This window comes from Amycolatopsis sp. NPDC004378 (genome assembly GCF_053602455.1).
The window spans coordinates 1,077,245-1,090,055 of record NZ_JBSGDR010000001.1 but is presented as its reverse complement, the minus strand read 5'-3'; the positions used below and the strand labels follow the sequence as shown (position 1 = coordinate 1,090,055).

General features: G+C 71.6%; 7 protein-coding genes. 4 read left to right on the top strand and 3 right to left on the bottom strand.

Features of this window, described 5'->3' with window-relative positions; all coding sequences use genetic code 11:
- Nucleotides 1-22: 22 nt before the first annotated feature.
- Nucleotides 23-1,126: an erythromycin esterase family protein gene (locus ACWEN0_RS05355; RefSeq protein ID WP_451969148.1), complete on the top strand. Its 1,104-nt coding sequence runs from the start codon at nt 23-25 to the stop codon at nt 1,124-1,126.
- A 54-nt stretch (nt 1,127-1,180) separates the two neighbouring features.
- Here the strand turns inward: ACWEN0_RS05355 and ACWEN0_RS05350 are convergent, their stop codons facing one another.
- Nucleotides 1,181-3,499, bottom strand: a complete 2,319-nt coding sequence (locus ACWEN0_RS05350) for a chitobiase/beta-hexosaminidase C-terminal domain-containing protein (protein WP_451969146.1) — start codon at nt 3,497-3,499, stop codon at nt 1,181-1,183.
- Nucleotides 3,500-3,768: 269 nt separating this feature from the next.
- Here ACWEN0_RS05350 and ACWEN0_RS05345 point away from each other — a divergent pair, with 269 nt between their 5' ends.
- The gene (locus ACWEN0_RS05345; protein WP_451969144.1) at nt 3,769-5,010 is read left to right on the top strand and encodes a S53 family peptidase; all 1,242 of its coding nucleotides are present in this window, start codon (nt 3,769-3,771) and stop codon (nt 5,008-5,010) included.
- A gap of 129 nt (nt 5,011-5,139) precedes the next feature.
- A complete protein-coding gene (locus ACWEN0_RS05340; RefSeq protein ID WP_451969142.1) occupies nt 5,140-5,781 on the top strand; it encodes a hypothetical protein in 642 nt (213 codons plus the stop codon).
- On the opposite strand, the gene ACWEN0_RS05335 is transcribed toward ACWEN0_RS05340, so the two are convergent.
- Nucleotides 5,770-8,589 (bottom strand): alpha-L-fucosidase, encoded by a 2,820-nt coding sequence (locus ACWEN0_RS05335; RefSeq protein ID WP_451969140.1) that lies wholly within the window; start codon nt 8,587-8,589, stop codon nt 5,770-5,772. The two genes, ACWEN0_RS05340 and ACWEN0_RS05335, sit on opposite strands and share 12 nt — an antisense overlap.
- A gap of 151 nt (nt 8,590-8,740) precedes the next feature.
- Here ACWEN0_RS05335 and ACWEN0_RS05330 point away from each other — a divergent pair, with 151 nt between their 5' ends.
- Nucleotides 8,741-9,622 (top strand): sigma-70 family RNA polymerase sigma factor, encoded by an 882-nt coding sequence (locus ACWEN0_RS05330; protein WP_451969138.1) that lies wholly within the window; start codon nt 8,741-8,743, stop codon nt 9,620-9,622.
- A gap of 25 nt (nt 9,623-9,647) precedes the next feature.
- On the opposite strand, the gene ACWEN0_RS05325 is transcribed toward ACWEN0_RS05330, so the two are convergent.
- Complete coding sequence (locus tag ACWEN0_RS05325; RefSeq protein WP_451969136.1) at nt 9,648-12,803, bottom strand: RHS repeat domain-containing protein; 3,156 nt, start codon at nt 12,801-12,803, stop codon at nt 9,648-9,650.
- Nucleotides 12,804-12,811: the final 8 nt, after the last annotated feature.

Genomic DNA, 12,811 nt, shown 5'->3' with positions numbered 1-12,811 from the left:
TTCAACGATACGGTTGAAGCTCATGGACATCCGCGACTTCACCGCCGAGCTGCTCGCTTTCGGCGAGCCGACACACCAGGAACCCGCCTTCGCGCTGCTGCGGAACGACCTCTTCGCCCAGCTCGCCGAGCAGGGCTTCCGCTCGATCGCGCTGGAGACCGACCGCGTCGCCGCGCTGGTCGTGGACGAATACGTCCGAGCCGGAACCGGCACGCTCGGTACTGCGATGGACGAAGGGTTCTCGCACACCTTCGGCGCCCTCGACGCCAACCGGCGGCTGGTCGCCTGGATGCGCGCGTACAACGAGCACGCCGCCGAACCGCTGGCCTTCCACGGCTTCGACGCCGCGATGGAGATGATGACCGTCCCCAGCCCGCGGACCTACCTCGAGCACGCCCGCGACTACCTGGGCCTCGACCTCGACATCGCGGGTCTCGCCGAGGACGACGAACGCTGGAGCCGTCAGGAGGCGGTCCTCGACCCGGCCGCGTCCCCCGGCGGCACGGCGGAGGCCGACCGGCTGCGGGTGCTGGCGGACGACCTGCTCACCGAGCTCTACGCCCAGGCCCCGGCCCTGATCGCGGCGACGTCCCGCGCGCGGTGGTTGCGGGCGAAGACCACCCTCACCGCCGGTCTCGGCCTGCTGCGCTACCACGCGCAGTGCGCCCGGCCCGGCCACCGGGACGAGCGGATCAGCCGGCTGTCGAGCACGCGCGACGCCCTGATGGCCCGGAACCTCCTGGAGATCCGCGAACTCGAAGCGCCACGCGGGCCGACGCTGGTGTTCGCGCACAACAGCCACCTGCAGCGCCGGCTGAGCACTTGGGACTCGCCCTACGCGAAGCTCGAATGGGTCAGCGCCGGCGCGGTCGTCGCGTCACTGCTCGGCGACCGGTACGCCTTCGTCGTCGGCAGCCTCGGCCACAGCGAGGTCCTCGGCCTCGGCGAGCCGGCGGGGGACACCTACGAAGCCGCGCTGCAGCGCGGCACCGAGACCTGGTCGCTGACCGCCGCGAGCGACGTCGCGCCGGGCCGCAAGCGCACCGACACCCGGCCCGAGCAGGGCTACTTCCCGCTCGACGAAAACCTGCTCGGAGGCGCCGACGCGGTCCTGCACATCGCGTGAAACGGCCCCCGGTACCGGGTCGGGTCCGGTACCGGGGGCCGTCGTTCACCCGGGTTACGGGTAGTTCACCACGTTCACCGGCACGGTGCCCGAAGGCGTGACCCCGCCCGTGTCGTTGATGACGTGGGTGATCGTGCCGCGGTAGTTGAGCGAAACCGTCAGCAGGCTGTGGAACTTCACACCGCTGGTGTTCGGCACTTCGAACGCGTGGTAGCTGGACACCGCCGGGTTCGTGTCGAAGAAGCAGTAGCTCCCGAGACCCCACGCTTCGTGGGACGTCACGTTCGCGCCGACCTTGTAGGCGGCGTACCCCGCGACTCCCGACGGCGCGTTCCACGACGCCTGGTTCGGCACGTCGTAGGGCATTTCGTTCTGGAAGAAGATCGTCTTCCCGCCCTGGCCGTTCCAGATCACCTGGTACTTCTGGTAGTGCTCGACGAACAGGCCGGTCGCCGTCACGTTCGCGCCGTTCACCACCAGCCCGGTGTCAGCCGTGTTCGTGGTCCAGCCGACGGTCCCGGCGTTGCCGTGGTCGGCCCGCCACGCCCAGATGTGGTCGATGATCGTGTCGGCGCTGTTGACGACCAGGCTGTTGGTCGCCTTTCCGGCGATCTCGCCGCCGATCCGGAAGAACACGTCCTGGACCGTCGTCGGGTTCGAAGCGTGCGACGCCGAAGAGCCGGACTGGCCGACCGTGAGCAGCGCCTGCGAGTTCGTCGTGCCCGCGTCGAAGAGCAGGCCCTTGAGCCGCACGCCGTCCACATCGGACACGTTCATCGCGTTGACGCCGTTGTCCGGCACCAGCGTCGGGTAGCCGATGCCGAGGATCGTCGTGTTCGCCCTGGTCACGTTGAGCGTCTGGTTGAGGTGGTAGATGCCCGGCGTGAAGAACAGGTCGCAGCCGGCGGCGAGCGCGTTGTTGATCGACGCGGCCGTGTCACCGGACTTGACGACGTAGAACTGGCTCATCGGCGCCGACGTGCCCGGGGTGCTGCCGCTCGCCCAGCTCGGGCCGGACGCGTTGGTGCGCAGGGAAGGCAGGAAGACGCGGTACTTGCCGGAGCCGTCGACGTAGAGGTACGGCACGTCGCGCGAGACCGGCGTCGTGGCCAGCGTGGTCTCCGGCGGGCTCGGGAAAGTGGTCGCCGGCGCGCCGCTCGTGCCGGAGAAGACCATGTTCCAGACACCGCCGTCCCAGCTGCCGAGCGCCGAGTCGCGGGTGTACCACTGCTGCTGCGAGATCGACGCCGTCTGGCCGGACACCTTGGTGTCGGCGATGTAGCCGCCGCTGGCGTAGCCGTAGCTCGCCGGGTACAGCTGCAGCCCGCCCCGGATGTCCATCCGGCGGAACGGCGCGGCCTGCGCCACCGCCCAGCGGTCGTTGCCGCTGGAGGGGTTGACCGCCATGTTTTCGGCCGAGCGCCAGAAGTTCTGCAGCGCGACGCCGTTGTCGGACGGGTTGAACGCGTCCACGGTGATGTCGCCGTTGATCACGACGCCGCCGGGGTTCTGGCCGAGCCCGGCCACCGAGGTGTAGAAGCCCACGTTGTCGTGCACGTTGTAGGTGCCCGGCTTGAAGAGGTGGGCGACGCGCCGCTCGGCGAACTGCGCCGTCTGCGTGTCCTTCTGGTTGGCGAAGTCGGTGTCCAGCTGCGCCTGGATCGTCGCCGCGGACATGCTCGGGTCGAAGATCCGCACGTTGGACCCGAAGTTCGGGGTGTCGGACTGCGTCGGGCAGCCGGCCTGGGTGCCGATCGAGTAGGTCGCGCTCGACACCGCCGAGTTGGTCGAACCGGACTTCAGCGCGATCGCGTTGACCGTGCGGGAGGTCGGGACGCTGATCGGTCCGCTGTAGAGCGTCGAGGACGCCGTCGGCGTGGAGCCGTCGGTCGTGTACCGGATGGTCGCGCCGGAGGTGGCGCTGCTGATCGTCACCGTCTGGGCGGTCGAGTACGTGCCGCCGGGCGGGCTGAACGTCGGCGCCGCGACCGTCGTCGTGCCGCCGCCGACGGTGTAGCTGAAGTGCGGGGTGTCGTACTGCGGGCCGCTCTTCTCGTAGGTGAACCAGTAGTCGAGCGTGTTGCCGGTGCTCAGGCCGCCGACCGTGGTGCGCCACGTGCCGGAGCCGTTGGTCATCCGGACGTTCTGCTGGCCCAGGCCCGGCACGCCGGTGTAGTGGACGTCGACGTACGCCGCGGGGGTCGTCGGGGTGAAGGTGATCTGCACTTGGGTCGAGCTGAGCTGCGTGACGCTCTGGGTGTAGTCGTCCGCGGCCAGCGCCGCGGGGGCGCTCAACCCGGCCGCGACCAGCAGCGCGGATGCGACGAGCGCGAGCCTCGAGCCGCGTCGTCGGTGCTTCAAGGTCAGGTTCACGCCGTGACACCTCCGCCGTTGGGGATCCACGAGCAGCATTTGTTGCGAGTCACAACAAAGTAGCTCCCGGTGAGCGGATACTCGATCTCGTTTCGGTAACACTTGTCTGGACCAATAACTCACCCGGGTGAGCGACTTGGTGACCTTTGGTCCGGTTTACCGCGCGGTGGGCGAATGACTGAACCGAGAAACATCCATCAAGCGGGTGACCCTGATCGAGTGACATGCGACGATCCCGTGCCACACCCGGTCCCCTACCGAGGAGTAGCATGGCCCTTTCGCGCGTCAAACGGCTGTTCCGGTCAGCCGTCGTCCTCTCCCTCGTCGCGGCCCCGCTCTCGGTGGCCGCCGCGGCACCCGCCGAAGCCGCCCCGCTGAAGAGCGGCGGCGTCGTCAACTTCGGCTGTGCCACTTCCGGCAAGCTGCACTGCCTCGGCAAGGCGATCCGTTCGCCGAAGGGGAAGGGCCCGCTGGTCACCTCCACCCCGGTCGGCTACGGACCGGCGGAGATCCAGTCGGCCTACAACGTCGCCGGTTTGCACTCGAACGGCAAGACGGTCGCCATCGTCGACGCGCAGGACGCGCCGACGGCGGAGGCCGACCTGGCGAAGTTCCGCTCCGCGCGGGGACTTTCGTCGTGCACGACGGCCAACGGCTGCTTCAAGAAGGTCAACCAGAACGGCGCGGCGAGCCCCCTGCCCGCGCCCGACTACGGCTGGGCCGAGGAGATCAGCCTCGACCTCGACGCGGTGTCGGCGACCTGTCCGGACTGCAAGATCCTGTTGGTGGAAGCCAACTCCCCGGACACCGACCCGCTGATGACGGCGGTCGACACGGCGGCGGCGACGCCCGGCGTGGTGGCGATCTCCAACAGCTACGGCGGCACCGAGGATTCGACGATCCTCGCCGCCGACGCGCACCTCAACCACCCCGGCATCGCGGTGACGGCGTCGTCGGGCGACTCCGGCTACGGCGTCAGCTGGCCGGCGTCCTCGCCGTACGTGACGGCGGTGGGCGGCACCACGTTGAAGAAGTCGGCGAGCACCTCGCGCGGCTGGACCGAAACGGCGTGGAACGGCAGCGGCAGCGGGTGTTCGGCGCTCGAAGCCAAGCCGGCCTGGCAGCACGACACCGGGTGTGCGAAGCGGACGGTCGCGGACGTGTCGGCGGTCGCGGACCCGGCCACCGGGCTCGGCGTCTACGACACGTACAACAGCTGCGGCAGTTCGTCGTGGTGCGATGTGCTGCTGTCGCTGGGCCTCGCCCAGGGCGCGGACGGCTGGGTCCAGGTGGGCGGCACGAGCCTGTCGTCGCCGGTGATCGCGAGCGTGTACGCGCTGGCGGGCAACTCGGTGACGTCCGGGTCCTACCCGTACGCCCACACGGGCGGGCTGAACGACGTGACCTCCGGCTCGAACGGCAGCTGCGGCGGCAGCTACCTCTGCACGGCCAAGGCCGGGTACGACGGCCCGACCGGGCTGGGCACGCCGAACGGCACGTCCGGCTTCTGAGGCACCACCGGCCGCGGCGTTCGGGTTTCCCGAGCGCCGCGGCCGTCCAGTATGCGGTGATCCTCCACGGACGGGTGACGTTCGCGCGCGTCATTTTCGCGCCTGCCTCGCCGGGGTAAGGATGTCTGCATGCTGGACACCGATGTGCTGTCGCGGACGCCGCCCCGGGCGCTCGACGTCGTCACCCCGCTCGGGGACGTGCGGTTCGCCGTCCGCGTCGGTGGCTGGGACGTGCCCGTGAGACCGGAGTTCACCTGGGGCCTCGGCTCCGGGGCGCGGCTGTGCCGGTGGCGGCACCAGTCCGTGCGGCTCGACGTGCTGTCCGGCGCGACCGAGCCGCGGCTGCCCGACGACTACCCCGTCGTCACGCGCGAGACGGCCGTCTTCCGGGTGCTGGCCCGGGAAGACCTCAGCGAGTTCGTCGTCCAGGCCGAGCTGGCCGGGGCCGCCGAACCGGTGAGCGCCGGGGAAAGCGCCTTCACGGTCGAGGGCGAAGACGCCGTGGTCAGCGTCGGCGGTCCCGGCGTCGAAATGCTGCGCCACTGTTCGCGGGCCGGGCAGCACGTGCCGCCGTACTGGTCCGGCCTGCTCGGGGACGACGCCGTCGGACGGGCCGGGACCACGCTCACCTGGCAGCTGCCCGTCGTCGAGCGCGGGGACTACGCCGAGCTGTGGGTGTCCGTCGCGTGGAGCGCGCCGAGCGGGCACCCGGGCACGGGGGACGCCGTCGACGTCGACCCGGCCCGGGTGCTGCGCGAGCTAACCCAGTGAAATCCGGTCCAGGTCCGGGGCGCCGTCCCGGTCGTTGCCGACGCGGATCGTGTTGGCCCCCGCGGCCAGCGTCACCGGCACCGAAGTGGTGTACGGCGTGTTGTTGCCGACCCCGCTGACCTTCACCTCCGCCGGCGCACCGCCGTTCACCGACACGAAGTACGACCGGTCGCCGTTGACGGTGAAGTCGAGGTACAGGGTGTACTGACCGGCCGCGGGCACGGTCACGCCCGGGAAGGTCACCGCCGCACCCGCGCTGCCGCCGATGTTGCGCACCTTCTGCCCGCCCGAGCACGGCGAGCAGCTCGTGACGCCGGCGTCGCCGATGTCGTTGGCCGAATCCTCCGCCTCGCGCATGAACACCCGGTCCGCCGGACGCGGCTTGACCGGCACCGGCTTGCTCACCGACTTGGCCCGCCCGAGCGTCGTGAACGACGCCGTCACCGGGATGGTCGTGTCCTGGGCGGCCGGGGCCGTCACCGTCCACGATCCACTCAGGACTTGACCGAGCGTCAGGTTCGACGCCGTCACCGGGGCACCGACGAGCGTCCAGCCCGCCGGGACGACCGGCGCCAGCGACACCTGGTCGACCGGGTCGTCGACGTCGAGCCGCAGCGACGCGGTGATCTTCAGCGACTGCTGACCCGCCGAAACCCATTGCACGCCGGCGGGTTGCACGGTCAGCGTCGTCTTCGGCGTGTACGACTCGGGTGGCAGGGGCGCCACCGCGATCCGGTCGAGATCCGCGGTGCCGGACACCTTGATCGTGTTCGAACCGGCGACCAGCGGCGCCGGGATCGCCGCCGGCGCGTGGACGGTGATCGGCGCGGCACCGTTGACGCTCACCGAGAGCGTGCCCGGGCCCGACGTGTCCAGCTGCAGGCGGGCCGGGCCGGTGGCCTGGACGTCGTGGAAGGTGACCGCGCCCCGGTCGAGCCCGGTGACCGCGGCCGCGCCCGAGCACGCCGCACACCAGACCGGCCTCGCCCTGCCTTCGAAGCCGTTGCGCCACGACTCCGCTTCCAGCGGCAGCTCGCCGCGGGCGTCGGGATAACCGTAGGCGACGTCGATCTCGTCGAGCGCGAGCTGGTGGAAGAACGGCTTGGCCTGCGGGCCGGACCACGTGTTCAGCACCTCGAGCTTGAGGTACCGCGCGTGCACGTCGCCGACGTCGACGAACTGGACGCCGCGAGTACTCGGCAGGGCACCCGTGCGCACCGGCTGTCCCCAGTGCTTCCCGTCGTCACTGGCGTAGACGCGGTAGTCCTTGATCCGCGCGGAATCCTCGGCGCGGCCGAAGGATTCGCGCGCGGCCGTCGGTGACGACTCGCGCTCGTGCACCGCCAGGTAGGCCGTCGACCGCGGCCGGCCCAGGTCGAGCGTCACGGACACCGGTTGCTGCCCGCCCGCGTCCCAGTAGTTCAGGTAGCTGCCGTCGGTGAGGTTCGACGCCGGGTGCCCGGGCGCCGACGCCGACGCGGTCGCCTTGATCGTGCTCTTGTCGTAGAAGTACTGCTGCCCGGCGGTGTCCACCCGGAACACGGTGTCGTAGGTGTCCCAGTCCTTGATGTCCAAGATGGACAGATAGCCGCCCGACTGGGCGAACCGCATCCTCTTGCCGGTGCGCACGTCGGACACCCCGGTGACGCGGTACCCGTTGTCGCGCAGGCGGACCAGGTTCGTCGACGGCCGCGTGACGACGTGCACGTACTGCGTCCGCGCGCCGGGCTTGACGGTGATCACGCCGTGCGCGCCGTCGTTCCAGAAACCCGGCTGCATGCCGCCGTACATGTAGCCGCCGCCTTCGAGCCCTTGCAGCGACGCCTTGATCGGCTGCGTCCAGGAAGCCATGAAGGTGTTGAACGCCTCCTGCTGCGGCGGGAACTTCCCGTTCACCATGGCGGTTTCGGCCATCAGCGACTTGATCGACGAGCCCGCGTTCGTGATGTAGCGGCCGGTGGAGAGCCGGAAGTCGACGGCCTGGTCGCCGCCGCTGTACCACCAGTCGCCGTTGGTCGGCAGCTTGTAGTCGGCCTCGGTGAGCCGGGGCATCGGCGTGTAGATCGCCTGCGGGTAGTCGTACGACGGTGTCATGCCGGTCTTCTGCTCGTTGCTGACCGTGTCCATGATCGGCGTGTCCTCGTTGTTGTTGCTCAGCAACCAGGACGGCCGCTTCTCGCGGATGTGCTCGTAGAGCCCGTGCTGTTCCCAGTACTCGTTGTCGTTGTCGATCCAGAAGCCCGCGAGGTCGGAGTAGCGGTCCATGACCTCGTCGAACAGGTCGTAGCCGAACTCGCCGAAGCCCTGGCGCGTGGTCAGGTCGACCGGCTTGCCCTTGTACGCCGAGTAGGCGGCCGAGTCGAGCGACTCGTGGCCGCTTTCGTTGTGCCACTGGGGATCGTCGGTCATGTAGAGCATCACCCGGACGCCCTTGGCCCGGCCGGCGGCGATCAGCTCGCCGAGGAAGTCGCGCTGCGTCGAGCAGCTGCCCGGGATCTTCGACGGCCACGGCCGCGCGTAGCCCAGCCGGCTGTGGAAGGTGGTGAGGACGACGTAGGACGCGCCGAGCTTCTTCGCCTCGTCGATCCAGTAGTCCGGGGTCCAGCCGCCGTCGGTGACGTCGCGCTCCCAGGCGGCGCAGTCGGTGTGGCGCGGCGCGGTGAACATGCCCCAGTGCAGGAACAGCCCGGCCGTCGAGGCGCGCAGCCAGTCCTGGCGCGGGTTGTAGAGCTCGGCGGTCGCGGGGCTGACCAGGCTCGCCACCAGCGCGAAGGCGGCGGCGAGGCAGACAAGCGGTCGAAATTTCATGGACCCTCCTCGTCCGGAGAGATCCGATGATTATGTGGTCATATATCGTACGTCAAGCAAAGATACCGGTGAGCGGCACACAGTGGTCTGATCTGTCACACTCTCGCTGGGCGATCCGTCAAGGTGGTGACCGCCCGCGAAAGGACCACCCGTGCACGACGACCTGCTCGCCCGCAGCTTCGAATCCCACCGCGCCCACCTGCGCGCGGTCGCCTACCGCATGCTGGGGTCGCTGAGCGAGGCCGAGGACGCGGTGCAGGAGTCGTGGCTCCGGCTGAGCCGCAGCGACCCGGCCGCGGTCGAGAACCTCGGCGGCTGGCTGACGACGGTCGTCGGCCGCGTCTGCCTCGACATGCTGCGCACGCGCAAGGCCCGGCGCGAGGAGCCGTGGGACGCGCTGGTGCCCGACCCGATCATCAGCCGTGAGGACGCCGGCCCCGAGCACGAGGCGCTGATGGCGGACTCGGTCGGGCTCGCGCTGCTCGTCGTGCTCGACACGCTCACCCCGGCCGAGCGGCTGTCGTTCGTGCTGCGGGACATGTTCGCGATGCCGTTCGAGGAGATCGCGCCGATCGTCGGCCGTTCGGAGGCGGCTACCCGGCAGCTGGCGAGCCGAGCCCGGCGGCGCGTCCAGGGCGCCCCCGTCGCCCCGGACCCGGACCTCGCGCGGCAACGTGAAGTGGTGGACGCGTTCCTGGCGGCGGCCCGCGGCGGCGACTTCGACGCGCTGGTCTCGGTGCTCGACCCGGAGGTCGTGCTGCGCTCGGACCGCGGCGTGGCGCTGGGCGGCTTGGTCGAGGTGCACGGCGCGGCCGAGGTGGCGAACCAGGCACTGACGTTCTCCCGCCTCGCCTCGGGCGGCGGCACGGTCCGCCGGGCCCTGGTCAACGGCGCGGCGGGCGTGGTCGCGACCCGCGACGGCCGCCCGTTCTCGGTACTGGGCTTCACGGTGGCGGGCGGCCGCATCGTGGAGATCGACATCCTCGCGGACCCGGCCCGCCTGGAGCGGCTGGACCTGGCGGTGCTCGACTGACCCGTCGCGAGTCGGAACCAGTGTTCTAACCCTGTTTCCCGCTCACGACGGCGCCGTGCTCGTCGGTCACCAAGGCGACCTCTGCCCGCTCGTCGAAGTGCAGGTACCGGCGCCGGCCGTTCGCGTACTGGCGGACCGTGCCCGCCACCACGATCACCAGCTCGCCGTCCTCGATGGCGTACAGCTCGTCCGGGGTCAGGGTTTCGTGGATGCCCGTGCCGTCCGTGACCAGCGTGCGGACCCGGCGGCCCGTGTGGTCGTAGCCGTACAGCGCGTTGACCCCGTCGTCGCCGTGGACTCCGCGCAGGCGGCCGAACGCGTCGTGGATTTCGCTGCCCGACGGGGGTTCCTCCGGCGCCCGCGGCGAAACCTCGTGCAACCCACCGGGACCCGTGACGATGTGCGAAGGGGAGAAGACTTCGCTGACGCCGTTCGCGTAGTGCATCGCGACGCGGCGGCCGCGCAGGTCGTACTGGACGGCGTCGAGGTAGCCCGGCACGCTCACCAGCCGGCCGACCTCGTCGTACTGGTGGCGCACGGTCAGCCGCCCGTCGCCCGCATCGGGGTAGACCACTTCGGACAGCCGGCCGTCCGCGCGGCGCGTGACGTCCAGGCGGTACTCGACCGCGACGTGCGCCGGGCGCCAGCGTCGTTCGGCCGGGTGGCCCTGCGCGTCGTAGCCGAACAGCGTCTCGCCGGACTCGTCGGCGACGCGCACCAGCCGGCCGCAGCTGTGCGGCCCCGCCTCGGGCGGCACCGGCAGCCCGCCGTCGTGGTAGGCGAACGTCGTGACCGGGGTGCCGCCCGGGTCGTCGACCAGCACCGCGACCACCCGGTCGGCCGCGTCGTGCACGCGGTACACCGTGTGCCCGCCCGCGGTCCGCGTCTCGACGGGGTTCCCGGCGGCGTCCCGGGCGTGCACGACGCCGTCCGCGGCCCGCAGTTCCCGGCCGAGCAGGTCCCGCACGACGCCAGGCGAGCCGGACGACTCCGGGGCGGAAGCCAGGGGGCGGCCGAGCGCGTCGTAGCGGAACTCCTCCGGTGACTCCGGCGGCTCGCCGGCGCGGAACCCCCGGCTCGTCCGGCACACCAGGCCGCGCGCGCAGTACTCGTGGTGCTCGTCGACGACTTCGCCGAGCAGGTCGGCGTGCCGGCGCTGCAGCAGCCGCCCGGCGCCGTCGCGCAGCTCCGCCGTCACGATCACCTCCGGCTCGCCGGACACCGCCCGCTGCTCGGTGGTGACCCGCGCCGGCTCGTAGCGGTGCCGGACAGTCGGCAGGTCCGCCGTGTCGCCCGGGCGCACGACGGTTTCCGGGCGCCCCAGCGGATCGTGGGTCACGGTGGTCACCGCGCCCGATGGGTCGGTCACCTCGCACACCCGCGCCGTGCGGACGTCGTAGCGCGTCGCCGTCACGTTCCCGAGCGGGTCCGACACGACCTCGGGGAAGCAGCGGTCGGCCGAGTACCGCGTCTCGCTGGTGTGGCCGTTCGGCCCGGTGGTCGTGGTGCGCAGCCCGGCGACGGTGTCGAGCCGGCCGTGGAACGTCGTCACCCACCAGCCGTCCTCCCCGGGACGCCGGTGGTAGCCGTGGTGGCGGAAGTCCGGCACGACCGGGCCGTAGACGTCGGCGACGAGCTCGTCGGTGAGCACCAGCTCCTCGTGCGCGGTGAGCAGGCCGCGTGAACCGGCCGTGCCGTCGGGCCGCTCGTCGTACCGGAACACGTTGTCCGCCAGGACGTTCCCGGCGCCGTCCAGTTTCCGCACCCGCGCGGGCAGCGCGGCGAACCGGCGCTCGGGCGAGGTCGCGTACGTCGTGCGGGTCTCGCGGACGACCGGGGCGCGGCCCGGTCGGTCGGTCCGCTCCACTTCGCGGGTCGGGTTCCCGGCGGTGTCGAAGCGGGTCTCCTTCGTGGTCACCGAAACCGGCCGCTCGCGGCGTTCGAACACGGTCGTGACCGACCGCGTCCACTGGGGATTCCGGGTGTGCTCGACGCGGTGGTACGGCCGGTCCGCTTCGGGCGAGCCGTCAAGGCCGTACGTCTCCTCCTTGCGCAGCAACCCGGTGGTGCCGAACCAGCGCACGGTCCGCAGCGTGGGCGCGTGCTCGTCGCCGAGCTCGTCCTGCACGACCCGGCCGAACCCGCCGAACGCGCGGTCGCCGAACCGGCCGTCGTGGTACTCGAACTCCGTGACGCCCGCCTGGCCGGTGGCGGCTTCCCGGACCGCCACCCGCCGGACGACCGGGACCGTCTCGACGGTCGCGTACTCGATCGCCGTGCGCAGCCCGATCCCGTTGTCGATCCCGCTCAGCCGGCCGGCGCGCGGGAGGTCGCCGGGCTCCAGGGAGTAGTACGGCAGGGCGTCGTCGAGCACCAGTGCGGCCGCGTCGCCGCCGCCGGCCCGGACGCGGGCGGTGAGCCGGCCCCGCCGCGGGGCGGGCGGTTCGGTGCGGGCGTAGGCCAGCCGCAGCACGGGCGCGGCGGCTTCGGCGCCGTGCGCGTCGAACCCGGTGAGCGCGACGGACGTCAGCAACGACGCACCGGTGCGGTCGTCCTCGTCGTAGCCCAGGCACCACCGGCGGACCAGCGGGCGCGCGTCCGCCGGCACCCGCAGGTCGATCCGGGCGCAGCGCAGGGCGGTCGTGACGAGCGCGCCGCCGCGGCCCCAGCGCAGCACGTCCGGCCGCTGCTCGTAGGTGAAGTCCACTTCGTACGGCCCGTAGGCCACGCGCGCGAGGTAGGCCTGCCCGCTGTGGTGCGCCCAGCCGAACTGCGCGGTCGTGCCGAACGCGTCCTCGGTCCGTTCGAGGTACCAGGCGGAGCCGCCCGAGCGGCCGCCGTCGGTCGTGCCGAGGACGTGCCGGACGCCCGTCCGGGTGGTCAGGTGGAACCCGTCGCCGCTGCGGGCGAGCCGGCCCTCGGCGCCGGAGCGCGCGCGGCCGTCGTCGAGGCGGACGTGCGGCAGCGGCAGCGCGAACCCGCCGCCGAACGGGCCGTTCGGCGCCCCGGTGGTCCAGCGCAGCGCGAGCGCCGGCGCGATGCCGCCGGGTCCGGGCGGCAGGTCGAGCGGCACGGCGAAGCTGCCGCCGCCGGTGGCCGGGTCCGGGGTGAACGCGCCACCCGGTCCCCGGACCGGTGCGGGCCGGTCCGCCTCCCGCGCGCTCGACCGGAGCAGAAGCATGCTGATCT